Source organism: Acinetobacter ursingii DSM 16037 = CIP 107286 (assembly GCF_000368825.1).
GTDB lineage: Bacteria > Pseudomonadota > Gammaproteobacteria > Pseudomonadales > Moraxellaceae > Acinetobacter > Acinetobacter ursingii.
Map to the genome: position 1 here is coordinate 702571 of NZ_KB849717.1, position 26211 is coordinate 728781.

Annotated in this window: 20 protein-coding genes; 8 read left to right on the forward strand and 12 right to left on the reverse strand. The window is 39.4% G+C overall.

The genetic code is table 11. The annotated features are described in order from the left end of the window. Positions 1-108 precede the first annotated feature (108 nt). Positions 109-1080 (reverse strand): sensor domain-containing diguanylate cyclase, encoded by a 972-nt coding sequence (locus F944_RS10875; RefSeq protein ID WP_010588655.1) that lies wholly within the window; start codon positions 1078-1080, stop codon positions 109-111. Positions 1081-1482: 402 nt separating this feature from the next. Further along, positions 1483-2670, reverse strand: coding sequence for a 2-methylaconitate cis-trans isomerase PrpF (prpF, locus tag F944_RS10880; protein ID WP_004990436.1), 1188 nt, complete (start codon positions 2668-2670; stop codon positions 1483-1485). A 318-nt stretch (positions 2671-2988) separates the two neighbouring features. Between prpF and F944_RS10885 the strand changes: the two genes are divergently transcribed. Continuing rightward, on the forward strand, positions 2989-4353 hold the full coding sequence (locus F944_RS10885; protein WP_004990438.1) for an amino acid permease: 1365 nt from the start codon (positions 2989-2991) through the stop codon (positions 4351-4353). Positions 4354-4823: 470 nt separating this feature from the next. Here the strand turns inward: F944_RS10885 and F944_RS10890 are convergent, their stop codons facing one another. Both F944_RS10890 and sppA read right to left on the reverse strand, forming a co-directional pair. After that, on the reverse strand, positions 4824-5648 hold the full coding sequence (locus F944_RS10890; RefSeq protein WP_026039882.1) for an alpha/beta fold hydrolase: 825 nt from the start codon (positions 5646-5648) through the stop codon (positions 4824-4826). Positions 5649-5665: 17 nt separating this feature from the next. Further along, positions 5666-6682 carry a signal peptide peptidase SppA gene (sppA, locus tag F944_RS10895; protein WP_004990442.1) on the reverse strand — a complete coding sequence of 339 codons (1017 nt, stop codon included), beginning with the start codon at positions 6680-6682 and terminating at the stop codon, positions 5666-5668. 136 nt (positions 6683-6818) lie between these two features. Between sppA and F944_RS10900 the strand changes: the two genes are divergently transcribed. Continuing rightward, a complete protein-coding gene (locus F944_RS10900; protein ID WP_004990443.1) occupies positions 6819-7793 on the forward strand; it encodes a lysophospholipid acyltransferase family protein in 975 nt (324 codons plus the stop codon). Here F944_RS10900 and F944_RS10905 read toward each other — a convergent pair. The 3 genes from F944_RS10905 to F944_RS10915 form a co-directional block, all read right to left on the reverse strand. After that, positions 7762-10218: a DNA internalization-related competence protein ComEC/Rec2 gene (locus F944_RS10905; RefSeq protein ID WP_010588658.1), complete on the reverse strand. Its 2457-nt coding sequence runs from the start codon at positions 10216-10218 to the stop codon at positions 7762-7764. The two genes, F944_RS10900 and F944_RS10905, sit on opposite strands and share 32 nt — an antisense overlap. An 86-nt stretch (positions 10219-10304) precedes the next feature. After that, on the reverse strand, positions 10305-10994 hold the full coding sequence (lolD, locus tag F944_RS10910) for a lipoprotein-releasing ABC transporter ATP-binding protein LolD (RefSeq protein ID WP_004990447.1): 690 nt from the start codon (positions 10992-10994) through the stop codon (positions 10305-10307). After that, positions 10987-12222, reverse strand: coding sequence for a lipoprotein-releasing ABC transporter permease subunit (locus F944_RS10915; RefSeq protein ID WP_004990448.1), 1236 nt, complete (start codon positions 12220-12222; stop codon positions 10987-10989). The genes lolD and F944_RS10915 overlap by 8 nt, the downstream gene beginning before the upstream one ends. 26 nt (positions 12223-12248) lie before the next feature. On the opposite strand from F944_RS10915, the gene F944_RS10920 reads away from it, so the two are divergent. Next, on the forward strand, positions 12249-12818 hold the full coding sequence (locus tag F944_RS10920) for a PilZ domain-containing protein (protein ID WP_004990450.1): 570 nt from the start codon (positions 12249-12251) through the stop codon (positions 12816-12818). Between the two features lie 17 nt (positions 12819-12835). Here the strand turns inward: F944_RS10920 and F944_RS10925 are convergent, their stop codons facing one another. Beyond that, positions 12836-13771 (reverse strand): DMT family transporter, encoded by a 936-nt coding sequence (locus F944_RS10925; RefSeq protein WP_004990452.1) that lies wholly within the window; start codon positions 13769-13771, stop codon positions 12836-12838. Positions 13772-13780: 9 nt separating this feature from the next. Next, positions 13781-14254, reverse strand: a complete 474-nt coding sequence (locus F944_RS10930; RefSeq protein WP_004990454.1) for a YaiI/YqxD family protein — start codon at positions 14252-14254, stop codon at positions 13781-13783. Positions 14255-14426: 172 nt separating this feature from the next. Here F944_RS10930 and F944_RS10935 point away from each other — a divergent pair, with 172 nt between their 5' ends. Then, on the forward strand, positions 14427-15365 hold the full coding sequence (locus F944_RS10935) for a hypothetical protein (RefSeq protein WP_004996412.1): 939 nt from the start codon (positions 14427-14429) through the stop codon (positions 15363-15365). Positions 15366-15627: 262 nt separating this feature from the next. Here the strand turns inward: F944_RS10935 and serC are convergent, their stop codons facing one another. Next, positions 15628-16707 carry a 3-phosphoserine/phosphohydroxythreonine transaminase gene (serC, locus tag F944_RS10940; RefSeq protein WP_004990460.1) on the reverse strand — a complete coding sequence of 360 codons (1080 nt, stop codon included), beginning with the start codon at positions 16705-16707 and terminating at the stop codon, positions 15628-15630. A gap of 304 nt (positions 16708-17011) precedes the next feature. Here serC and F944_RS10945 point away from each other — a divergent pair, with 304 nt between their 5' ends. The 4 genes from F944_RS10945 to F944_RS10960 are packed head-to-tail and all read left to right on the forward strand — an operon-like array spanning position 17012 to position 21887. Then, a complete protein-coding gene (locus F944_RS10945; protein ID WP_004990462.1) occupies positions 17012-18511 on the forward strand; it encodes a TolC family protein in 1500 nt (499 codons plus the stop codon). A 13-nt stretch (positions 18512-18524) separates the two neighbouring features. Continuing rightward, positions 18525-19646: an HlyD family secretion protein gene (locus tag F944_RS10950; RefSeq protein ID WP_010588660.1), complete on the forward strand. Its 1122-nt coding sequence runs from the start codon at positions 18525-18527 to the stop codon at positions 19644-19646. Positions 19647-19648: 2 nt separating this feature from the next. Beyond that, positions 19649-20782, forward strand: coding sequence for an ABC transporter permease (locus F944_RS10955; protein WP_004990466.1), 1134 nt, complete (start codon positions 19649-19651; stop codon positions 20780-20782). Beyond that, entirely contained in the window at positions 20775-21887 is a 1113-nt protein-coding gene (locus F944_RS10960; protein WP_004990468.1) for an ABC transporter permease, read from the forward strand. Before F944_RS10955 ends, F944_RS10960 begins: the two co-directional genes overlap by 8 nt. A 42-nt stretch (positions 21888-21929) precedes the next feature. On the opposite strand, the gene tpgA is transcribed toward F944_RS10960, so the two are convergent. Then, entirely contained in the window at positions 21930-22724 is a 795-nt protein-coding gene (gene tpgA / locus F944_RS10965; RefSeq protein ID WP_004990470.1) for a trimeric autotransporter adhesin/peptidogylcan-associated protein TpgA, read from the reverse strand. A 70-nt stretch (positions 22725-22794) separates the two neighbouring features. Further along, a partial coding sequence (locus tag F944_RS17295; protein WP_004990472.1) for a YadA-like family protein occupies positions 22795-26211 on the reverse strand: 3417 nt, incomplete at its 5' end.

Here is a 26211-nt window from a genome sequence, read left to right on the forward strand (position 1 = left end):
ATTCATATCAGGCTTAAACTTTTTTCATCAACTAAAATGTGACAGATGTATCTGTTTTACATAAAATTTAAACTTGATAAAACCTTAATCAAAATTTTATGCAATGGATCATTCTAATGAAATGCTTTTATTCTTTTCTCGGACTTTGACATTCTTGATCGCAAAACATAAACGCGATTCAATTTCAGAAAATGACGTCGATTCTTGAAATGAAGGTTTGTAAATCGCAACCGTTGCAGTAAGGCGATCATGAACACCTTCTTCAAAAAAATATGCAGCATCATAAATTGCAATGCGCAAACGCTCTGCCAATGTATAAGCCGTAAGTTCTGAGGCGTTAGGCATAACAATGACAAATTGAGCAGAATTTAGTCGATACAGCATACTTTCTTTGGGATTTAAATAACTTTGTAAAAGTTCTGCAATTTCTTTTAAAACAATGTCTCCCTGACTATAGCTATACGTCTGATTGAATTTTTTAAAATCATCCAGATCAAACATCAAGGCATAAAAAGGGGTCTTTTTTTGCTCGGATTGAGTTTCACTTAACCATTGTTCCAGTGCCAAGCGATTGGCAGCACCAGTAATCGCATCAACATACAGATATTCCTGTAAACGTAGATTATTAAGTTCGAGTACTCGCTCTCGGCGTTTTAATTTAGTCACTTCCGCCCAAACCGTCATCAACGCGATAATTTGCTCATTATCGTTTTTTAAGGCTCGGCAATACGTATTATAAAAATGACCCTTTACATAGAGTTCTTTTTCATAATGTCCGTCATTATGCTCAAATTGTTCAAGTATAGCGGATATTTCAGATTCAATATTGTCAATAAAGCTATTGATCGACTTGCCTTGCATATATAAAGCATCACTAGCATAGATATCGGCAAATAACTGATTGACCTTTAGAAAAATGCCATCACTACTTAAAATAAATGCAGGAACAGGTAATTTATCCAATAAAGACAGAGTGGGTACTGAACTTTGTATAGATTCCTTGGAGATTAGAGGTGTCAACGTACGTAATTGTTGCTGCCCCAAAATAAACACCGTTTCTAAATCATTATCATTAAGCATATTTGCAATTATATTTTCCCACCAGAAGGACATTGTACTCAAAATTTCTTCAAAATATGCAATAAAATCCACTCATTTAATTATTTTAATGATCTAATTCTCACAAATAAATTAGACTTCTTTCATAAGTCCCTTTTACTTCTGCCTATGCAAGAAAAATCACGAGAGTTTAAACAAGGATTAAAGAAGTGTATTTAAGATAATCTTAAAATAAATCGCCTTTTGCGTTACATAGAATTCAAAAGCCTCATTTTAACGCGCTAAATTCAAACTTAATATCAATTCTCTTTACTCAACGATAAAGTCCTGTATAGCTTATTTAATCTATATCGGGACTTTATGTCGAAATTAACTCATACTGCTTATTGCAGCAGATGAGCTGCTTTTAAAAGCATGTTTTTATTAGAAACTATCTGATGGAACGCGTACCCAGCCTTCCATTAATACACGCGCACTGCGACTCATGATGGCCTTTTTCACTACCCATTTTTCACCCTGTTGTTCGGCTTGCGCTCCTACTCTTAAGCTGCCTGATGGATGCCCAAAACGTACAGCTTCTCGTGCACCGCCCCCTGCCGCAAGATTGACCAAAGTTCCAGGAATAGCAGCAGCAGTTCCTATGGCAACAGCTGCCGTGCCCATCATGGCGTGATGTAATTTACCCATAGATAATGCACGTACCAATAAATCAACATCTTGTGCTTGAACCGTTTTACCGCTTGAAGATTGATAAGTACTTGCAGGAGCGACAAATGCAATTTTTGGCGTATGTTGGCGCGCTGCGGCTTGACTCACATCTGAAATCAAACCCATTTGAACTGCACCATAGGCACGAATTTTTTCAAAACGTGTCAAGGCTTGAGCATCACTATTAATCGCATCCTGCAATTCCGTGCCGGTATAACCCAAATCGTGAGCATTTAAGAAAATTGTAGGAATACCTGCATTGATAAAAGTGGCTTGAAAACTTCCAACTTCTGGTACATCAAGCGTATCTACGACATTTCCTGTCGGAAACATGTCGCCGCCCTCTTCGCCATCATCAGCAGGATCAAGAAATTCAATTTGTACTTCTGCTGCGGGGAAAGTCACTCCATCTAATTCAAAATCACCTGTTTCCTGAACCTGACTATTGGTGATAGGAACATGTGCAATGATAGTTTTTTCAATATTTTTTTGCCAGATTCTCACTGTACAGATACCATTTTCAGGAATACGGCTCGGATCGACCAAGCCATGACTAATCGCAAAAGAACCGACCGCAGCAGTTAAATTGCCACAATTTCCACTCCAATCCACAAAAGGCTGGTCAATGGATACTTGTCCAAATAAATAATCAACATCATGCTCTGGCTGCGTACTTTTGCTCAAAATGACGGTTTTACTGGTACTGGATGTTGCACCTCCCATGCCATCAATTTGTTTTCCATAAGGATCTGGACTTCCAATCACTCGGAGCAACAATTGATCACGCGCCTGTCCAGCCACTTGTGCAGATTCAGGTAAGTCATCCAGTTTAAAGAAAACGCCTTTACTGGTTCCACCACGCATATAAGTTGCTGGAATTTTAATTTGTGGTTGCGAACTCATGATCCGTTATCCTTTTCATTTATTTTTTGCTTAAGACAAAATGTAACATGACTAATTTCATACATCATATAAGTAAAAAAAGCCAATATATGAATCTCTAGACTTAAGTCTAGAAATTTATTTTCTTACAGCAGGGTATGTTTTCTCAATGACCCAAATCCTGACGAAACGATTTAAAATGTCCATGCATTGATCGAAATCAAGATAAATTCGACTATTAAGTTCAACTAAAGTTGATCGCTTTTTTTATAGTCAGGCTAGGCTAAAATCACTTGATCTATTAGAATGTCCCACTTATTCACGGTCGAGCGAAGTCCTTTGAACAACGATTCTTCAAAACTTCAGCGGGGGTTAAAAAACCGTCATATCCAATTGATTGCCATGGGAGGCGCAATTGGTACAGGTTTATTTCTTGGTTCCGCACAAGTTATTCAATCTGCTGGTCCCTCTATTATCCTAGGTTATGCCATTGGTGGTTTGATTGCTTTTCTCATCATGCGCCAACTTGGTGAAATGATTGTAGAAGAACCTGTTGCGGGTTCATTTAGCCATTTTGCTAATAAATATTGGGGCAAGTTTCCTGGCTTTTTAGCAGGCTGGAACTACTGGATTCTTTATGTTCTGGTGGCTATGACTGAACTAACAGCAGTCGCTAAGTATATTAATTACTGGTGGCCTCATATTCCGTCATGGGTTTCTGTATTGTTTTTCTTTGTGGTGATCACGGCAATCAACTTAACCAATGTTAAATTTTATGGTGAATCCGAGTTTTGGCTCGCCATCATTAAAGTCGTTGCAGTGATTTCAATGATCATTTTTGGTCTGTATCTGTTGTTTACAGCAGGTCCAGATTCAACTGCATCATTTAGTAATCTATGGACACATGGTGGATTTTTTCCAAATGGGTTTGATGGCTTATTTTATATGTTGGCATTTCTCATGTTCGCCTTTGGCGGCATTGAATTGATCGGAATGGCAGCAGCAGAGGCAGATGATCCTAAGAAAACTATTCCTAAAGCGATCAATCAAGTCGTGATTCGTATCCTAATTTTCTATGTGGGTTCATTGACTATTTTGCTGTCGCTGGTGCCTTGGAATCAGTTGGATTTAGGCGGTCTGGATAAAAGCCCATTTGTGATGATCTTTAGTCAATTGGGAATTGGCTGGGCAGCTCATCTACTGAATTTCATTATTTTGACTGCGGCTTTATCGGTTTATAACAGTGGAATGTATGCCAATAGTCGGATGCTCTATGGTCTAGCGCAGCAAGGCAATGCACCAGCCGTGTTTAAAAAGGTGAATAAAGAAGGTGTTCCTATTCCAGCCGTTTTATTGTCTGCGGTATTGATTTTCGGTTGTGTATTATTGAACTATTTTGTTCCAGAAGATGCGCTTGGTCACTTGATGTATGTCGTTGTGGGTGCTTTGGTTCTAAATTGGGCGATGATCAGTCTAACCCATTTAAAATTCAGATCTGCAATGAAAACATTGCATCACAAAGTATCCTTCCCTGCGCTTTGGTCTCCTGTGAGTAACTATATCGTTCTTCTGTTTATTGCGGTTGTACTCTATATCATGTGGACACAAGGATTTAAGGAATCCGTGATTATGATTCCGATCTGGATTGTGCTGATGTATGTTTTATATAAGTTATTAAATTCAAAGCCCTCTGCTTCTGACTAAAATCACGATATTGCATGTTAAAAAAGTTTGACTTTTTTTGATGAAAGCCAGTTACGCAAGTAACTGGCTTTTTGCTTTATTAGACTTCTTTCATCATTGTCTAAAATTCTTTATTGTTCAAAGCTTCTCTATTTTTCTCGCAGAGGAAGGAGTAAAAGGAACTGATGAAAGAAGTCTATTCTAATTTCTAATTTGGAGCCAACATTCCCGCACTTGGGGTGTGGTCTCTGATTATTATTGAGCTCTATCCATTTAGGATCAATACATCTTATTTACAAATATTTCGCCAGTTTATAGTAAGAAATTTCTATTCGATTTTAGTCAATCGCGGTATTTTGAAGATAATTCAAACCTATTTGCATTCATAACACTTGTATTGAGGCAGGTGCTAAGACACCTGTTCCATGTTTTCAAATGACTTTAGAACTGAGCAGGAAGCCAGAACTTTAGCTCATAAAAAAGCGCGTTAATTACGCGCTTTTTTGTTGGCTCTGCTCATTGATTAATTGTCTAATCTGATCAGATGTCGCCAATGGATATTCCAATGGGAACATATGCCCACCTTTGACCACCGTATACGGAATACTTAATGTTTTTTTGGCTTTTTGAGGAAAACCTCGTTTTAGAAAATCACTTCTTTCTCCAACCACCAAATGTACAGGGACATGTGGAGAATGACGCGGTGTTAACCACCACCAAGATGGATTCTGTCGGAAGATCTCAACTTCATCTGCCTTAGGAATGGTCAGCGTCACACCACCGCGCGCAGGATCTGGACTTAAGCCATACTGAATATAAGCCTCGAAACATTCTGGATCAAAATGCTGATAAAAACCCTTAGGACGCAATAATTCAGCGGCTTGCTCTTTCGATGCCCAATGATCCCGACGTCGTGAAGACAAACCAGCAGGTGTCATTTTATCCACTTGCTTTGGACTGATCAGCTTTGCCATATGAAAAGCAAAGGAGTATTTACCCAAAATCAACGGCGGATCTAGCATGATCACTTGAGAAAACAATTCTGGACGTTGATAGCAAGCCATCAAGGTTAACACTGAACCCAGAGAATGTCCTAGACCAATCACTTTGCGACCTTGCGCCTGTTGCACAATACTATCAACAATTTGCTCAACCAGATGCGGCCAATGATTGGTAATCGGATAACGCTTATCTGGCCCGATCAAAGGCACATAAATGATGTCATAGTCATCTTTAAGTGCATCAAAAAGTTTTTGATAGACTTTGGACGGCACGCCATTGGCGTGCGCAAAGTGAATTATTGGTTTATCAGATATCATATTTACGAACTCAATTACTTGAATTGCGCCTGCTGTTCCGTCTGCAATTGCTGAGAAATCGACTGGCTAATTCCCTGACCTATTTGTGATCCCATACGTCCAAGCAAAGACTCAAATGGACTACGTTCAATGGTATAGTTTACTTTAGTATCAAGTTTTAGCTCACGCATCAAACTATCTATGTTACCTGTACGGTCAGCAATACCGAGTTTAATCGCTTGTTCACCTGTCCAGAATAAACCTGAGAAGATCGCAGGATCATCTGTTTTCAGGCGTTTACCGCGACCTTGTTTCACTGCATCGATAAAGTGTTGATGCACATTATCCAATAATGCCTGAATATGTTCACGCTGCTGCGGATTAATCGGTTTGGTCATGCTCAGAATGTCTTTATTTGAACCTGAAGTCATGGTGCGGTCTTCAATACCTAACTTTTGAGCAAGCCCACTTATGCCGTAATTCGGCATAATTACCCCGATCGACCCGACCAGACTTGAAGGGTTGACAATAATTTCATCTGCCGCCGACGCGATATAGTAAGCACCAGAAGCTCCCATATCACCAATCACTGCATAGACTTTCTTGTCGGTATGCTGTTGTTTTAAATATCGAATTTGTTGCCAAATTTCATCAGACTGCACAGGTGATCCACCTGGAGAGTTGATATTTAACACTACAGCTTGACTTGATTTTGACTCAAATGCTCGTTTCAGTGCTTTATTGGTATCTTCGCTGTTGACGGACTGGTTACCTGAATCAATCGTACCAATAATATTCACGACCGCCAGATGCGGACTTGAACTTGAAGTCGTTGTACTACTTTCTACACTAGAACACCCACGACCCAAAACAACGATAATGAAAATTAAGTAAAGAAAGGTGAGAAGTTTGAAAAATATTCCCCAACGTCTGGCTCGACGTTGTTCTTCTACAGAGGCAAGAACCGCTTTTTCCAAAATTTGCCATTCCTGTCCAGCCTTATTATTGCTATTCGATGGTTCATTTTGTGGTTTTGGTGGCCAATCGGACATAAAAAACAACCCAAAAAGTTAAAATCTCTGCCATTATATACACTGAATCGGTAAAAACTATTTAATCGATAGGATTTCACTTATAATATTTTTGTCCGATGATTTTTTCCTTACTTTATTCAACACTTTTTTGATAATGACGACACCTGATACTCATAGCTTCAATTACCGTCTTTTAAGGTTCGTTAGCCGACAGCCTATTCAATTTTCACGTTTTATTGCGCGTATGCTCGCAGGATTAGTCAACACTTTAAAAATTACCAAAACGTCTAGAACCATTCAGCTAAACCTACAAATCGCTTTACCTTATTTGACTGAAGATGAACGTGATCAGATTACACAACAAGCCATTCGTAATGAACTCACTTCATATTTTGAGTTCTTTAGTGTTTGGGGTTCGTCTAATCAGAAAAATATTTCTCGTATTCAAAATATTACAGGTGAGCATTATTTCCACGAAGCCTTAGCCGAAAATAAAGGCTTGGTTTTAATTGTTCCACATTTTGGTACATGGGAAGTGATGAATGCATGGTGTGCACAATTTACAGCCATGACCATTTTATATAAACCTGTTAAAAATGCAGATGCAGATGTATTTGTCCGTGAAGCAAGAAGCCGAGAACAGGCAAATCTGGTTCCCACTGATGAAAGTGGTGTTCGTCAGATTTTTAAAGCCTTGAAGAAAGGTGGAACGACAGTGATTTTACCCGATCACTCCCCACACGTAGGTGGAGAAATGGTCGATTATTTTGGTATTCCACTTGCATCAAGTAACCTAAGTTCAAAACTCATTCAAAAAACCAAAGCCAAGGCACTTCTTCTGTACGCGATTCGAAATGAAAGTGATGGTTTTGACATGTTTATCGAACCGATTGATCCTGCGATCTATGAAGGATCAGATGCACATGGCACCTTGGTCATTCATCACGCCATTGAAAATCTAATTCGTCGATATCCTCAACATTATCATTGGAGTTATAAGCGCTTTAAAGCGAATCCTGAACTCGACAATGTTTATACGCTAGAGGATGAAGATGCTTTGGAAAAAGTAGAACAAGTCCGTGAACAAGCCAAAAAACTTAATATGACTCGTACAGATTCAGCCACTTAACTGTATTTCGATATTGTTCCAGTTTTACTTCATGATCTTCCACCTTAAACGTGATCGTTCCTGACTGGATCGTGGTATAAAGCGGAATATGTAAAGCATCTAATCTAGATAAGGTTTCTAAACTCGGATGTCCATAACGATTGGTATATCCAACGGATGCAACCGCGATTTTAGGCTGATAATGTTTTAAAAAATCATAAGATGAGCTGTGCTTGCTACCATGATGTCCCAACACCAAAACATCAACTTTTAAGTCGGGATACTTATGCAAAATTTGATATTCGGTCTCCCAGCCAGCATCGCCCATAATTAAAAATCGACGTAAACCATTCGCCTTCAACAGCTCCAGATAGACCACGCAGGAATATTCATTTCGGTTGTATTGAATTGTTTGATCATCAACAGGTTCAGGAGAAAGTATTTGTAAGCGTATCTCTGAAGTCTGCCATGTTTGACCCGTATGACATCTGGAAAAAGAAGCATCTGTTTGTAACGATAATGTGGGCTGTGGTAGGGTTTCATTGGCCATTAAATGCTTGACTCTGGTTTGCTGCAAAACAGCAGCAAGCGCTCCACTATGATCCTGATCCAAGTGAGAAAGTAAAATACGATCAAGTTGTGCAACCCCTTGAGATTTTAAATAAGGAACCACAACATTTTGACCAATACTAAATTTGCTTTCATCATAATAACCGCCCGTATCAATCAGCATACGCAGAGATGCATCTTGTACAAAAACAGACTGCCCTTGCCCTACATCAATCACCGATATCTGTGTATCCCGTTTAATCCATGCCAATAAAAATATGGGACAAATACATAACACTGCCCATGACTTTGGAATACTACCTCTAGGTAAAAATAACAACACAATACCGAGACTAAAACTGAGCAAAAGCATGGGAGTTAAAGCAAATGCGTACAGCTCAGGCTGAAAAAGATGATCCAGACCGTTTAAAATAAAAAATAAAAGACCTATTAATAAGTCGTTGATATGGAAAAGTAGCTGTCCCAAAGACGGAATGAGCAAACAGATACAAGCTGCAATAATGCCCAGTGGCACGATCATACCACCTAAAAATGGGATCACAATCAGATTGGTAATCGGCGCGATCCAAGACAGCTGTTTAAAAAATATAAGCACCAGTGGACATAAAGCAATAAAAATTTTCCATTGCGATTGAACCAATATTTTGCTGTTTTTCCAGATTTTTTGCCTTAGATTAGGTACTGAATCTGACTGATGCTGCATGGATTGATAAATATTTAATAAAATAAAACAAGCACCATAAGATAACCAAAAAGCAGCCGATAAAATACTCAATGGATCAATCCATACACTCAGACTTGCGGTATATAACAGCAAATTAAACGGTCGAATTTCATGTTTAAAGATTAAGAATAAACTGGCAATCAGGGTGAATAGTAAGGTGCGTAATGCTGGAATTTCAAAGCCCACAAATGCGGTATAAATAAAAACACAACTACAAAATGGCACAATCATCAAAATTTTTCTGGGAAATCTTAAATAAAGTGTGGGCTGGTATTTATGGATTATGGAGCTTAGTAGCCATGTAAATAATGCCGCCAAGATGAGTACATGTGGACCAGAGATCGCCAATAAATGTGAAATACCAAAGCGCTGAAACATTTGTTCCGTATTTTTATCCAATAAACTACGATCACCTGTCAACAGCGCCAGCATTAATGCTTCATATTTCAGGGGTTGCTGTAGTAATTGAATACGAAAATCCAGTCGCAATTGCTCAATATTTAGACCAAATTTGTGCCAGAGATTGTTTTGCTGTTTGAGATGTTGCTGAAAACCCAAACCATAAACTTGTTGCATCGATAAGGGCTGAATCTGTTGGACTTGAAAGCCTGACATCCAGTTTTGCTGAACAAACCACTTTTCCTGATCGAATCCTCCTGCATTCGCATAACCATGCACAGGCTTCACGATTCCCTGTACCTGATAATATTGTCCTAGCGCTAAGCTATTATTGTTAATCTGCATATTTTCCAAAAGCTGATCATCAATATAAGCTAGCCATATAACAGTAGGTTTATTTTGAGATAAAATTTCTATTGGCTGCTTAATTCCGTGTTCTGTACTTTCTCCGATTTTTCGAATATAGATGACTTCAGATGCCCTTCTTGACGTCATTTCTTTATATTTAAGATGTTCAGTCAAGGCATGATCTGTGTATAGATCACCAAGTATCAACATAACAAATGTTGAACTTGCGATTAGAACTGCTTTAAAGGATATATTTTCGCTGCATGTTTTTATTTTTACAAAATAAATCATCCATAAAATCAAAACAAATACAATAACATAAACGCTGATCGATTTCAGGTAAGGCAATGAATATCCCATCAAACTGATGCCTGCAATCCATCCCAACAATATAATTTTTAACATGTAATTTTATAGGCATTCTTTTTGGGCAAAATTAAAGCCCATTTTCATGAGCTTTAAAAGGTTATTGGTCGGTAAATCATTTCATCTTAGCTAATTTGATCAACCCATAAACCATCTTGCATATGCAAAATTGAATCTGCGGATTGAGCAAGCTGCTCATCGTGTGTGACTATGAGCATGGCCATATTCAGCTCTTTTTTCAGATCCATCAACAACTGAAAAATCGTCATCGCTGTTTTACGATCCAGATTACCTGTAGGTTCATCGGCTAACATTAAAGCAGGTTTAGTCACTAAGGCACGAGCTAAAGCCACACGTTGTCTTTCACCCCCCGATAACTCACCAGGTTTATGTTCCAAACGATGTGATAATCCAACTCGTTCTAGCAAATACTCTGCACGTTGTTTCACCTTTTTAAAGTTGCTATTACTACGCAGCATCAGCGGCATTGCTACATTTTCGAGTGCCGTAAACTCAGGTAACAAATGATGAAACTGATAAACGAAGCCTAAATATTCATTACGCTTAAAACCGCGTTCCGCTTCACCTAAAGTGTCAAAGCGCTGACCATTTAAAAATACTTGACCTTGCGTTGGCTGATCCAGTCCGCCCAATACATGCAGTAAAGTACTTTTACCCGAGCCACTTGCTCCCACGATTGAAACAAAATCACCCGCGTTCACCTGTAAAGATAGACCTTTAATCACGTCGACCTTGGATTTACCATCGGTAAAACTTTTATAAATATCTTTGGCTTCCAGAACGATTTTACTCATAACGTAAAGCCTCCGCAGGCTGAATTTTTGCAGCACGCAAAGCTGGATAAATGGTCGCTAAAAAGCTTAAGATTAAAGACACAGAAACAATCAGCACCACATCTTGCCATCTTAAATACGACGGTAAATAGTTAATAAAGTAAGCGTCAAACAAATGCCAGCCAAAAGCAGTATTGAGCCAGTCGATCACATTACTGATACTGGTCGCCAGTATGATGCCCAAAATCGCCCCTGCAACGGTCCCAATCACACCAATCACCGTGCCTTGTACCATAAAAATTTTGGTAATGGTCGCTGGAGAAGCACCCAAGGTTCGCAAAATGGCAATATCTGATTTTTTGTCGGTCACGACCATCACTAAAGAAGATACGATATTAAATGCCGCTACCAACACAATTAAGAACAGTAGCAAACTCACCATCGCCTTTTCCATCTGAATCGCACTGAATAAGTTACCGTGGGTATAGGTCCAGTCAGATGCATAAAAGTTCGGTGGCAGGGTTTTCACAATGTCATTTGCGACTTGAGGTGCCTGAAAGATATTGTCTAATTTTAGTCGAATACCTTGTGCACCATCGGGCAAACGTAACAGCGTTGAAGCATCATTTAGGGCGATATAGCCAATCATCGAATCGACTTCTGCGCCAATGCTAAAAATTCCCACCACTTTAAAACGCTTAAAGCGCGGAACAACACCTGCTGGCGATGGCGTTGCTTCGGGAAGCACTAAGGTCACGTTATCATGAAGACCCAGCCCCAATGCATCTGCCATTTGTTTACCCAATACTATGCCAAACTCACCTTTTTGCAGGCTATTAATATTCCCTGCAACCATATGATTTTGGATAATAGAAACCTTGGTTTCGTATTTGGGTTCGATCCCAGTCACCATAATGCCTGCCACCTGACCATGTGCAGTCAACATGCCTTGTAACTGAGTAAAAGGGGCAACACCCGTGACATGTGGATGACTTTCAATTTTTTTTGCAAGTTCTGGCCAATCTGTTAAAATTTGTGTTGAAGAAACAGTAGCTTGAGGTATCATGCCTAAGACACGGTTTTTCAACTCACGGTCAAAACCATTCATGACCGATAGCACGGTGATGAGTACGGCAACACCCAAGGTGAGACCAATCATGGAAACCAATGCAATAAAAGAAATAAAGTGATTACTACGCCGTGCGCGAGTATATCTCAACCCGATATATAACGAGATTGGTTTAAACATACCATCTAATCCGAGGTAATTTCATTATGGAAAATTCACAGCATTCGAGTGGTATAACTGAACGCCGTGTCATGTCTCGTATAGATGCTGCGTTAAGAATCAACTATCAGATTATTTCTGATGCAGTTGCGCTTAACGATCCTTACGATCCAAGTTTTGTTTTGCCGCGCTATTTTCTACTACTTGCAGAATTAGATCAAATTGATCATGCGTTTAGCTACGAATTAGAACAATTAAATCAAAAAGATCAACAAATTGCTCGTATCTTATCTTTATTTAATCAAAAATTGAATTTAATTACGGGTTCTCTGTACGACTCTATCGTTCAATCCATCTTACCGAGTACTGAACAAGTCAATGTCTCTGAAACTGGACTCAGTTTTTATGCATCTGAGTCATTAAATGAAGGCACTTATATTCATATCACCCTTAGTCATCCTGACAACTATTTTCATATCGCGGTGACAGCTCAAGTGGTATATAGCATTCCTGAAGATGATCATAAATTTAAAACAGGGGTTTATTTTATTACCTTGCATCCACACGATCGAGTGAAGCTAGCAGAATGTATTGCGGAACAAATATTAAACGACTAACTAAATCTTTATGAAGGTTATTCGTTTTCAAATGATTGCTTGGAATTTTGCTGTTTTAAATGCATTTGTAATCTACGACTGGCTTGTAAATCTTTATAAAAATATAGAAATAACCCAATTAAAATAATCGCTGCGCCTATCACTCCAAACATGGATAGTTTTTCGTGATTGACCAATACACCAACCAACATGGCTAAAAGTGGTGTCATGACATTGGTCAGCGATAAAGTCGTCGCTTTGATATTGCGTACCAATTTAAAATAACAAAACATCGCGATCAACGATGCCATAATCACGGTATAAATTAAGGCCAATAACGATTTAGCTTCAGGTAGATGTGTGGGTGCATATTGCCAAATCCACGGCATCAAACAAATTGCTCCTAAAGCTGAGACTAAAATCGACCCTGTTGCCTGTGCCATCGGTTGTACATTGGCATTGACTTTCTTGACCCAAAAAATGGATAGACAATACATAAATACACTGATTAGCATTAAACCAATTCCAATGGGCTGAATATTCTGCTCAGATCCAGCAAAACAAATCAGTGCAAGCCCAGAAATCGCCACAAACATTCCTAGCCATTGCAATCGATTCAGATGTTGATTCAAAGCAAAATGTGCCATTAGTCCTGCAATAATCGGCGCTAGACCAAACATTAACGCGATAATTCCCGAACTTAAATATTGTGTTGCGATATAGGTAAAAATCTGCGAACCAATCAGACTAAAAGAACCCGCCACATAACTCTGTAGTGCAACTTTGTCGGTAGGAAATTTAACTTTGAGAAAAAACAATAAAATCGCAGCAATGGGTAAAGCAATAAAAAAACGTAACGCCATTGCCCACAAAATATAGAGATCAGACACGCTCCACACAATCGCAAGAGGCGTAGTGGCCCAGATAAACACCAACACAACATAGGTTATGACAATGTTACGTTTAGATAGCATTCTGGATTCTCATGCTGTTTTACGCTTTTGTTTCAAAATGGTTTGATCCAAAGCACTCGAAAACTCTCGTTTATCTCGTTCTGATATCGGCGGTGGCCCACCTGTTTGTACACCTGCGCCACGTAAGGTGTCCATAAAATCACGAAGATGTAGACGCGCCTTAACATTTGCCGTGGTATAAACCTCACCACGCGGATGAATTGCAACACCGCCTTTTTCAATCACTTGCGCTGCAAGCGGAATATCTTGCGTAATGACAATGTCATTTTCCTGCATCCGCTCCACAATTTCTTGATCTGCCTGATCTGCACCACTCATGACTTGAATGGATTTAATTCGAACTGATGGTGTAATCCCGACATTTTGATTGGCGACGAAGGTCACTTCGAGTTGATAACGATCAGATGCCCGTAAAATCACTTCACGCAGAATTTTAGGCAATGCATCTGCATCTACCCATAACTTGAATGCTAACAACTGCATGTCTCTTGGACGAAAATAAGCAATATTTTAACAGATTCAGTTTTACGCATGGATATTTATTCGGGTGAAAAATCCTGATGATTTTTTTACATAATTACAGTGCTAGACTTGAAAAAACCAAGATATGCTCGATTTAATATATCAAGTTATCCATTTTCGATTCACAGCCAATATGAAAAATCAAAACAGCCCTGAAATCATTCACATTGAAGAAAATAATTTTGGCAGTCATGCGCAGCATTGGACACTTTTATCTACCCAACCTGAGCAAGATGTCCCAAAATGGTTGGGCTTGGCTTTAGATAGCCCAGTCATGCCGATGGGGATTTGTGAATGTGAAGAAGAAATGGATCAGGCTTTTTGGCTCATTCAAGGCCCTGCAAAGTCCTCTATTCAACTGAATCAGATTATTGCAGTTGAAAATAATAAACCGAAAGCATTAAAAACTGCATTTCCTACATTTGAAAGTCCGTATAAATTTAATGCGACCATTGATCGAATTATTACTTCGGATTCTGCGACTCAAGCAGTATTACGACTAAAAGTAAATGCAAACACGATTATTTATGCCTTTGATAATTTATATGCTGTCAATCATGGTCATTATCAAAAGGATCAAAATTATCAGGTTCAACTCAATGCTTGGGCCTATGAGTTAGAACAGGTAGCGGATAATGAAACGATTATTGTGGATGATCCAGCCTCAATTAAACACCATCGTGCATTAAATGATATTTTAGCTGAACATAATGGCGTGGCACCTGAAAATTTACAGGAACTGATTAATGCATGGGAGCCGAAAACCCCTGAAGATAAAGAACCTGTCACTGTTGATTTTTCTAAAATGGTGGCCTATCTATATGGCGAAACTATGGGTCAGGAAGATGAAGCGTGGTTTCAGGGTAATATTGTAGGTAAAACTTCCATGACGTTTATGAATGAGGAATATACCCTTTATGATGTCACTTTAGTTTTAGAAGATAATCTGCCTGCAACATTAATTCGTATTGCAACAAAACAACATTTGTATAAAAACTTTGAAATTGGGCAGTATATTCGTGGCAACCTCTGGATTCAGGCGAATATTTATGCTAAAACTACGAATAATTAATATATTTTCACAATAATTTAATTATTAGGCTCATTAATGAAAATTATTCGAGAACAACAAAGCTATAGTCTCATCCAATTTAGTGGTCAACGAATTAAGTTGGACAAAGGTGCCTTTTGCTTTTTTGTTCTTGGAATGTTTCTCGCAGCCATGATTTTTTACCATTTTGGCTTATTAGCTGCCTAGTTTATTGGCTTTTTGATATATCAAATATGCAAAATAAAGCCCTCACATTTTTGAGGGCTTTATTTTTTTCGCTTAATTAACCATTGCGTCGAGCAAAGTCATCCATAAAGTTCACCAAAGCTTGTACACCTTCAAGCGGGACAGCGTTATAAATACTTGCACGCATCCCACCAACTGAGCGATGTCCCGCCAGATTTAACAAATGATTTTCTTCAGCTTCTTTCAAAAACAGTTTTTCCAAAGCTTCGTCTGCCAAAGTAAATGGCACATTCATAATTGAACGATTCGCTTCAGCAATCGGGTTATTATAAAAGTCACTGGCATCGATATAACCATAAAGCAATTTGGCTTTTTCCAGATTCACCTGATGAATAGCCTCTACCCCACCCTGTTCGAGTAACCATTCAAAGACCAAACCAGACAAATACCATGAATAAGTCGCAGGCGTATTCACCATTGAATCATTTTTTGCTTGTGCAGAATATTTCAAAATACTAGGAATCTCTGAACGAGATTGATCCAGTAAATCATCACGAACAATGACAATCGTTAAACCCGCTGGACCAATATTTTTTTGCGCACCCGCGTAAATCAAACCGAACTTGGATACATCAATTGGCGCAGACAAAATACTTGAAGACAAATCAGATACCAAAGGTGCATTCACCTCTGGAACACCCGCGAACTGTAAACCGCCAATGGTTTCATTATCAGCATAATGTACATAGGCAGCATCTTGAGATAAACTCCATTCGCTTTGGTCTTTAATCGCCAGTTTGCCATTGAGCGTTGTACCCGCTTCTACGATATTGATCTCGCCATAACGCTGTGCTTCTTTTAAGGCTTTTTCTGACCAAATCCCAGTATGAATATAGTCCGCTTTAGGGTTTTTACCCAAAAGATTGAGTGGAATCGCTGAAAATTGAAGTGATGCCCCGCCCTGTAAAAATAAAACCTGATAATTTTCAGGAATATTCATCAATTTACGCAAGTCCGCTTCAGCTTTTTCCGCAACCGCGACATAATCTTTACTGCGATGACTCATTTCCATGATGGAAAGGCCCTTACCGTGCCAGTCCAATAACTCAGCTTGAGCTTTTTCTAAAACGGCAGTGGGTAATGCAGCAGGACCAGCACAGAAATTGTACGCGCGCATGATTTTTCCTTTGTTAGAGTGAAACAAAACTGAATGTGGCATTTAACCATATCTTGAAGTTTCGTGCAGTAATTGAACCCATAAATATTTCAATATGAACTGCTAAGTCTCTTGATTTAGTCTATTCAAAATCTTAATTTAGGCTAATATCAAACTGACAGTCTCCTGCTTGATCAAGATTAGGGTTTGATTTGGACTTGATCAGCGGTTTAAGCCTGTTATACAAATGTATTGTAAACAATTCAATAACTTACTTTTATAAATAATCGATTACACTAGCTGAAAATATTAAAAGTTGTTTTCTATGAAATTTAGACGTCAGGTTTATACAACAAAACCAACCTTCTTGACGCAGACTTTATTCAAGATCATGGCGGTTGGATTAGGTTTTACAGGCTTGTGCGCTCAAGTACAAGCCCAAAGTTATAGCTATGTACAAGCTGAACAGCAAGTGCTTGAAAACTCGTACACCTCTCAGGCCAATCAAGCCCTGCAAAGTTCTGCAAAATTGGATGCCGAAGCTGTAAAAGGTTTGGGGCTACCACGGATTGATTTGAATGTTCGCGCCTATAAATTTCACAGCGAAGTAGATGTGCCATTAAATTCATTTAAACAGGGCATTGAAAATGCGCTGAATGAGAAACTCGATAACCAGTTGAATGAATGGGAAAATGTGATTCCTCCTAATATCATTGGTGATATTGAAAATGGGGTCAGTGGTGTTATTCATGATGGCGTCAACATGGTTCCTAATTACGCCAATTTAACCTTACAAGATGAACAAATCAGATCATCTATCTCAATGGTCATGCCGCTTTATACAGGCGGTTTACTCAAATCAACCAAACAAATTGCAGCGATCCAATCACAACGTTCTGAACTTAATACCGAGCAACAACAAGACGTACAACGCTTTGAAATGATTCAGGCTTACTTCAATGTGCAATTACAACAGCAATTGCTGAAATCTAGTCAATTTAATTTTAACGCTATGCAACGCCATTTGGATAATGCTCTCAAACTTGAAAAACAGGGATTTTTAAGTAAAGGACAGCGCATGCAGTTTGAAGTGGCGAGGAACAATGCGCAGCGTTTATTGCAAAATGCACAGGCAAATTTACAAAGTAGTCAGTTTCAACTCAATAATCTGCTCAGAACCAATCAAGTGAATCAACTTACTACACCGTTATTTGTTAACAAGGCCCAAACTCAGTCATTAGACAATTTGATGGCCACCTATCCAGAACAGTCCAGTCTGGTGCGCAAAATGCAAATGGATACTCAAATTGCCAATGAAAATGTTCGAGCCCAGCAAGCTGCCAAAAAACCAAATTTATTTGCTTTTGGTGAATATAGCCTCGATGATAAAGAAAACTGGATCGTAGGAATTGCAGCTCGCTATAACTTATTTTCAGGCATTGATAAAAGTAAAAGTATCCATTCTGCCGAACTTAAACGCTATGCCACAGAATTACTTACGGCACGTACCAAACAAGAAATTGAAAATGTGCTGAATAAATCTTATAGCGAACTTCATTCAGCACAACAGACCCATAGCTTACTTTTACAAAACCAAAAAGCGGCACAGGAAAATTTACGCATTCAAGAGCTGTCCTTTAAAGAAGATATGGGTACTGCAACACAAGTGATTGATGCTCAAAATGCCTTAAATGCTTTAGATAGCGAAATGGCGCTCAATGCCTATAAATATATTTTATCATTGGCGACTTTATTACAAAGTCACGGATCGATTTCAAACTTTAAAGCCTATGTAAACCAACCAAATACCGATTTCATTCGTTAAAGGAGAGGACATGATGAATCAAGATCAACCACCATCTGACGCTCAACATCCAGATTCCTCTTCTAATCCAGAGAATACAGAAGCAAAACCTGATCAGATCGAGCAAAATCAAACGGAACAACAGCAAAGTAAGCCTGAAAAACCTAAAAACAAAGGACTCTTGAAAGTCATCGTTGCAATTGTGGTGTTATTACTACTGGGACTGATTGCTTATGGATTATGGAAAGCCTACCAACCCAAACAAGTACAAGTGCAGGGTCGAGTAGAAGCCGAAACCTTACATATCAGTACCAAAGTGCCTAGTAGGATCGAACAAGTTTATGTCTCTGAAGGGCAAAAAGTAAAAAAAGGACAGGAACTGGTGTTGTTAACTAGCCCTGAAATTCAGGCAAAGAAACAGCAGGCTCTGGCTGCTTTACAATCTGCACAAGCGCTGCAATCCACGGCTGAACGTGGTTCACAGCAGGAAAACATTGAGACGTTGTATGCCAATTGGAAAAGTGTACAGGCACAGGCAGAACTGGCCACTAAAACTTATCAACGTGGGGCCGTGCTCTATCAAGAAGGTGTAATTTCACGGCAACGTCGTGATGAAATGTATGCCGCCCAACAATCTGCCAAAGCACTCAGCGAAGCAACTTATCAACAATATGCCCGAGCCAAACGCGGCAGCACCCCTGAACAAAAATCAATGGCGGATGCGCAGGTTGAAATTGCTCAGGCTGCATTAGCGGAAGCTAACGCACTAGAAGGCGAAACCAAACTGTATTCCCCTGTCAATGGAACCATTTCTAAAACTTACGGCAAACCATCCGAGCTGGTCGCGACCGCTGTACCCGTGGTTAGTATTTTGGAAGATGATGAACTTTGGGTGAGTTTAAATGTGCGTGAAGATCAATATCGCTCGGTTTATAAAGCCAAAACTCTAGAAGGTTATATTCCTGCACTCAATCAAAAAGTCGAGTTTAAAATTAAAAATATTGATGCGGAAGGTGAATTCGCCACGATTAAAACCACGCGCCAAACAGGTGGGTATGACATTCGTAGTTTTAAACTACATTTAGTCCCAGAACATGCCATATCAGATTTGAAGGTAGGAATGAGTGTGGTCTTTAAAGTGACTGAGGCAAAATAAACATGCTTGCCAGTATGTTACGAGAGCTACGCTATCTCCTCCACAATAAGTGGGATCTGGCCATGGTGGTGATTGCCCCACTATTTATCATTTTGTTATTTGGTAGCATGTTTTATACGGGCAAACCAGATCATTTGCCAATTGCCGTCATTGATCAGGATCAGAGTGAACTTAGTCGTAACATTGGTCGTGATTTATCCCTCAATCATACCCTCGATGTAAAATACCAAACTCAAAACCAGACTGAAGTTGAGAATTTACTCAACCAAACCAAAATCTGGGGTTATGTCCATATCCCTGCGGGCGCAGAACAACGTTTGGTCAATGCGCAGGATGCCCAAATTAGTATAGTGTTTAATCAGTCATTTTTTAGTGTGGGAAATACGGTTTCATCGGCCATGCTTTTGTCTGTTTTGAATGGCATGGCAGATTTTGCTGGAGAAAGTTATCTGGGAAATGTGCTGCCTTACCTCAGTATGCCAACACCCAACGTTAAAATTTCAACTTTATATAATCCAAATTTAAGTTATGAATTTTACTTAGAACCTTTTGTTATTCCTGCTATTTTACATTTATTACTATGTTGCTGTGTGGCATTTGCGATTGGACAGGAATTAAAAAGAGAAACTGTACCTGACTGGGCAAACCAAGATGATTATATCCAAGCACTTTTTGCAAAAATATTGGTCTATGTGGTGATTTATACTTTCTGGACTTGGGCGTGGATGTTTTGGTTAATCGAGATTAGAGGTTGGTTTGTTGCAGGAAGCTTAGTGATGATACTGGCAGGACAAATTTTACTGTATTTTGCCTATGCCTTTATTAGTTCAACGGTAGTGCTTGCCAGTAAAAATTTAGGACGAACTTTTGGGTTTATTGCAGTTTATGGAGGCTCATCGTTAAGCTTTGCGGGTGTCACATTACCATTAAATAATGCTCCCATTTTTACTCAGTTTTGGTCAATGATCATTCCTTATACCCCTTATGCACGTTTACAAACAGAGCAATGGGTCGTAGGGAGTGATATCTTAATTTCAGTCTGGCCTTTTCTTATTTTACTGGGCTATTGTCTATTTTATTTTGCGCTGAGTGTGTTACTCATGAAAAAGTTAGTGAAGGAGCAAAGCAATGCATAATTTCTTTCACTACTATCTTGAAACATTTAAAAATATTTTTAAAAACTCATCTATTTTGACCACCGTCATTTTATCTGTTTTCTTTTATAGTATCTTTTATCCAACGGCTTATAAGGCAGAACACGCTGAATCCCTTCCTATCGTCATTGTAGATGAAGAACAGAGCGTCGTTACTTCAACGATCATTACTCAAGTTGCCAATAGTCCTGATGTGAAGATTAAAGCAGTTACTGGTAATTTTCTTGAAGCCGAACAAATGGTGCGTAACCAAAAAGCGGATGGCATCTTGTATTTACCCAACAATCTGTCTAATAGTATTCAACGCGGCGAAGTTGGAGGGATCGGACTTTATATCAGTACTGCCTACTTTTTAAAAACCAAAGATATTGGATTAGGCTTAGCCACTGCGATTGAAAATGCAATTCGTGAACAAGCCGAACGCTTTGGAAAAATTTCACATTTCAAACCCGAACTTTCAATCCACCAAATCCCTTTATTTAATACCTTATCAGGTTATGGAAGTTATATTTTTCCTGCGGTCGCACCTGTGATTATTCATCAAACCATTGTTTTAGGTTTGGGCATGTTGATTGGCGGTTTTCGAGAAAAAAACTGGCGTCCGAAAGCAAGTGAATTTTGGGGAATTTTTGCCTGCTTTTTTACCATTGGCTGCTTAGGTTGTTTTTATTTATTTGGCTTCATTTTTTGGGTTAATGACTATCCACGTGGCGGAAACTTCTGGGGAATGCTGTTGGCTGTACCCATTTTCGTCAGTTGTGTCACTGGATTAGGTCTACTTTTTGGTTCGCTCTTGGATATGTCTGAACGAGCTGGACTTTTTCTGGTTTCGACCTCTATTCCCTTATTTTTATTAACAGGCATTGCCTGGCCTATTCAAGCAATGCCGTTATGGATACAGGGTTTTACTTGGCTATTACCTTCGACCCATGCTGTGCAATTATTTATACAACTCAATCAGATGGGTACCCAAACTTATTTTGTATTACCTAAACTGATCTTTTTGAGCTGTGCCGCAGGGATTTTCTTATTCATTGCTTATTATCGTTTAGTGATGCATCCAAAAGTGTTATCAAATAAGCCGTAAAAAAGTACGCCTCAAGCGTACTTCTTTATCAATTTGCTTGACTTACCAATTTACATTGACACGGCGATTGGGTTCTAGACATTCAACCAGTTGAGACTTATCTGAGTTTGTCCCACATTGTTGATAGGCAGTGGTCTGATTTTTCGCTTCTATCTTTATACGATTTGAATCAATGCCATATTGCGTCAACAATGTTGCTACCGTTTGTGCGCGTTTTGCAGAAAGTTTTTGGTTATATGCATAAGACCCTAATCGATCAGTATAACCCGCAACAATCACAGGACGATGATCTTGTGAATGATTAATCTGTTCTGCAATTTCTTTGACCGAATCTACTCCAGTTGTAATTCCTGCAACATCTGAGCGATCAAAAGCGAATAGGATATCTTTTGATCGAACGGGTGCTGGAGCAACAGGTACTGGAGTTGGGGTTAAAGTTGGTGCTGGATTGCTAGGATGTATTAAAGCTTCACAATCCTGACCTTTCCAAGATAATCGCTCAGCCTTATTGTTCTTGTCAAAATCAATACGAAGCTGGCAACGTTTATAATCATTACTGTTCGGTACACGAATATCCAACACATAATTCCAGACTTTTGCACCAAAAATTCCTTCATTAAATTGTGGATTACCTAATAGGTGCCTGATCTGGTCTTTATTCAATCCAGTATCTAAACGAACTACATCAGCCACTTCATAACGTAATACCTGTTTAAGATAGCTTTTACTGATGTCAGGGAAAGTAATTTGTTCTGTCGTTGCCGTCGGTTCAGCTGCTGTTGCAGACATCATAAAGCCCAACATTGCAGCGAACATAAAAGTTTTTTTGATTTGCATAGCTTTTGTTCTCTTTAATATTTTTGTGAAAGGAGATGGCCCATCCATCTCCTGTTGAGCATTCATGAAATTAATCAATCACACCACTGATACCCACACGGACACTTGGATCTCCCTGCGACGCTGCTGCAACACCGCCTGTAATTGACCAGCGACCATTATCCGCAGTTTTACGCAAGGTTGCACCGACTGCATTTTCTCCACCATGATAAGCAGCGCCTACAGCATAGGTAAATTTACCCGCAACAAAAGGCGCTCCTTCCAGTGCCATCGCAGAAGCAATACCTGCATTGGCTTTTTTCTCAACATCATCAATACGGCCATTTACGTTATAGAACACTTGTTCCAAACGATCTCCAAGATTGGTAATTCGATTTCCAAGATTGATATCTGCCTGATTTAATGCACCCAAAGCATCTCCGACATTGTTATAACTTCCGTTATTCACATTGTAGGTAGGGCCAGTAAATTGACCATTTTCATACTTGGCACCACCACCCAGCGAGTTCACGATATATTGATTCGAGGTATTTAATTGCGAACCATTGACAGCATCTTTGGATGTGCTGGAAATTTCACCCGGTGCCACATTTGTGATTTTATGATTGCCTGCATTAATACCATTTTGGTCAATATTTACATCGCCGACTTTCACATTATTTGCAGTCACTGTATTTGAGGTGACCGAGTTAAATTTCACATCATCTGCGGTCGCAACGGTGTATTCTTTACCGCCATTACTATTGGTACTTTCTTTAACCGTAATATTTTGACCTGCTTCAACAGTGCTATGTTGACCTGCTTTTTGATTGATTGATCCAATCGCATCATTAATGTTGGTTGCACCCGTGCCTCCAATATTGGTAATGGTATTGCCATCGCCTCCCTGAAATGCACCATCACCGATAATGTCATGAATCTGGCTACCATTGACTGCATCTTTACTGCCTTGAGCAATGCTGCCTTCTGCAACACCAGTGACTTTATTACCAGCTGCATCGATACCATTTTTGGTTACACTTGGCCCGCCATTGATGGTTAAACCATTGTTATTCACCGTTGTATCACCAGCCGTAACACTATCAACTTGAATATCTTTCGCCAAGTCAACCGTAATGTTATTGCCTGTGTTATTGACTTTGATATTGCCGTCTTTATTAGCAAAATCCACAGTATCCGTTGGTTTTACCTGACTTGCATTTTGACCATTGGTGGAAACTGTCCAACCTTTATTGGCATTTTGGGCGGTGTCATTGATCGATTTGATCGCATCATTGATGTTATTTTGTCCAGTATCCCCAATATTATTATTGGTATATGTCCCAGTATTAGGATCATAAGTGGTATTGCCACCAATAATATTTTGAACACCACTACCCAGATCGTGAAGCTGACTGCCATTTACCACATCTTTTGAATTTGCTGCGACGGTTCCCGCTTCTACACCCGTAATTTTATTGGTGGTTTTATCAATGACCACATTGCCGACCGTTACTTTATCAAAATTCACTTCTGGTGTGGTGGTAATAGTCACCTTGTCGCCATTTTGAATAAGCTCCACGTTATCACCAGAAATCATGGTAAATCTTTGATTCGGCTTAATCGTTTGAAGTGATGAATTTACAGTTTGCCCCTTACCTGATGTAGCTGTAGTAAACACCCATCCTTCTTCTGCAATCGCTTTTACATCATTTAACTGATTCACATTGACTGCATCTGTTCCATTTTTACCTGGGGCCACATTGCTAATAATTTGGTTACCCGCATTAATTCCACCTAAAGAGATCGATGGAGTATTAGACAAAGGTAAACCTGTAATAGGGTCAACAAATCTTAGGCCGCCCTTATCAATAACTGTTCCACCTGCATTCACACTATCTAGCAGCAAATCTTTACTCAGACTAAAGTCAATGGTCGTGGTTCCATTACTATTAATCGCTGCAACCTTAAGATTCTTTTCGTCATTCGCCAGACCTATATCAACAGTATCTTCTGGTTTAACTTGAGTAGATGCTAAAGTTGAATCCGATTTAACATTCCAGCCTTTATTGGCATTTTGAGCAACATCACTGACCGATTTAAGCTGCTCTTCTGTAGCCGCTTGCTTTTGGTTATAGGTTGCATTCGGATCCCATGCGGTATTGGTTAATCCACTAACACGACCTGTAGCTCCATTTAGTGTCACCGGAGATGCTCCACCCACTACGACCTGTGTTGCCCCTATCAATGTCTGATTAGTTCCATTACTAACGCTAATTGAACCTGCTCCGATTGTACTGCTATTAGTGCCATCAGTTACAGTCGTACCATCTACCGTACTGCTATTTGATTTTGCACCATCTTTTAGTTCAATCTTGCCGTCAGTCACTTTAGTGTTACCAACCGTTAAACTACCCGCTTTGCTCAAATCTATATTTTTGGAAAGCTCAACGGCAACCTGACCATTCACGACTTTGGTGGTGATATTGCTATCGGCACCTACAATATCAATGGTTTCACCTAACTTCTTATTAACTGTATTACTATCCGCTGCTTTAAGGCCAAAACCTGAATCAGTTAAACCTGTCTGGATCGTCTTTAATTGTTCTTCTGTCGCTGCACGACCTACGGTTGCAAAGTCCGAACTTGTCGTGGTTTTGTTGGTTAGGCCTGTAACATTACCAGAGGTCACATTGGTCGAACCCACTGTCAATCCATTGTCAGTCAAGGTATTAGAGCCCACTTTGACTTCATTATTTTTTATGCTAGAAGATCCAACTGTTAAACTTCCGGCTGAAGTCAAATTCACATCAGGATTTAGATTTACGGTCAGATTATTCGCTGTAGCAGCTAATTTAATGTTACCGTCTGTGTTATTAAAATCCAAGGTTTCATCTGGTGCAATCTTCTGCGCAGCTGATGCGACTCCGCCTTTGTTTGTTGAAGTGAATTTCCAGCCTTTATTGGCATTTTGAGCAACGTCACTAACCGATTTAAGCTGCTCTTCTGTGGCCGCTTGCTTCTGGTTATAGGTTGCATTCGGATCCCATGTGGTATTGGTTAAGCCACTAACACGACCTGTGGCTCCATTAATAATAATTGGGTTTGATCCAGCCCCAACCGTAATTTGAGATGCACCTACGGTGGTCGTATTTGTGCCATCAGACACCACGGTACCATCTACCGTACTGCTATTTGATTTTGCACCATCTTTTAGTTCAACCTTGCCGTCAGTCACTTTAGTGTTACCAACCGTTAAACTACCCGCTTTGCTCAAATCTATATTTTTGGAAAGCTCAACGGCAACCTGACCATTCACGACTTTGGTGGTGATATTGCTATCGGCGCCTACAATATCAATGGTTTCGCCTAACTTTTTATTAACCGTATTACTATCCGCCGCCTTAAGACCAAAACCTGAATCAGTTAAACCTGTCTGGATCGTCTTTAATTGTTCTTCTGTCGCTGCACGACCTACGGTTGCAAAGTCCGAACTTGTCGTGGTTTT

Coding starts and splice junctions, on each gene's coding strand:
- F944_RS10875 (WP_010588655.1), bottom strand. CDS start 1,080: ATGCTTAATGATAATGATTTAGAAACGGTGTTTATTTTGGGGCAGCAA.
- prpF (WP_004990436.1), bottom strand. CDS start 2,670: ATGAGTTCGCAACCACAAATTAAAATTCCAGCAACTTATATGCGTGGT.
- sppA (WP_004990442.1), bottom strand. CDS start 6,682: ATGTCCGATTGGCCACCAAAACCACAAAATGAACCATCGAATAGCAAT.
- F944_RS10900 (WP_004990443.1), top strand. CDS start 6,819: ATGACGACACCTGATACTCATAGCTTCAATTACCGTCTTTTAAGGTTC.
- F944_RS10905 (WP_010588658.1), bottom strand. CDS start 10,218: ATGTTAAAAATTATATTGTTGGGATGGATTGCAGGCATCAGTTTGATG.
- lolD (WP_004990447.1), bottom strand. CDS start 10,994: ATGAGTAAAATCGTTCTGGAAGCCAAAGATATTTATAAAAGTTTTACC.
- F944_RS10915 (WP_004990448.1), bottom strand. CDS start 12,222: ATGTTTAAACCAATCTCGTTATATATCGGGTTGAGATATACTCGCGCA.
- F944_RS10920 (WP_004990450.1), top strand. CDS start 12,249: ATGGAAAATTCACAGCATTCGAGTGGTATAACTGAACGCCGTGTCATG.
- F944_RS10925 (WP_004990452.1), bottom strand. CDS start 13,771: ATGCTATCTAAACGTAACATTGTCATAACCTATGTTGTGTTGGTGTTT.
- F944_RS10930 (WP_004990454.1), bottom strand. CDS start 14,254: ATGCAGTTGTTAGCATTCAAGTTATGGGTAGATGCAGATGCATTGCCT.
- F944_RS10935 (WP_004996412.1), top strand. CDS start 14,427: ATGAAAAATCAAAACAGCCCTGAAATCATTCACATTGAAGAAAATAAT.
- serC (WP_004990460.1), bottom strand. CDS start 16,707: ATGCGCGCGTACAATTTCTGTGCTGGTCCTGCTGCATTACCCACTGCC.
- F944_RS10945 (WP_004990462.1), top strand. CDS start 17,012: ATGAAATTTAGACGTCAGGTTTATACAACAAAACCAACCTTCTTGACG.
- F944_RS10950 (WP_010588660.1), top strand. CDS start 18,525: ATGAATCAAGATCAACCACCATCTGACGCTCAACATCCAGATTCCTCT.
- F944_RS10955 (WP_004990466.1), top strand. CDS start 19,649: ATGCTTGCCAGTATGTTACGAGAGCTACGCTATCTCCTCCACAATAAG.
- F944_RS10960 (WP_004990468.1), top strand. CDS start 20,775: ATGCATAATTTCTTTCACTACTATCTTGAAACATTTAAAAATATTTTT.
- tpgA (WP_004990470.1), bottom strand. CDS start 22,724: ATGCAAATCAAAAAAACTTTTATGTTCGCTGCAATGTTGGGCTTTATG.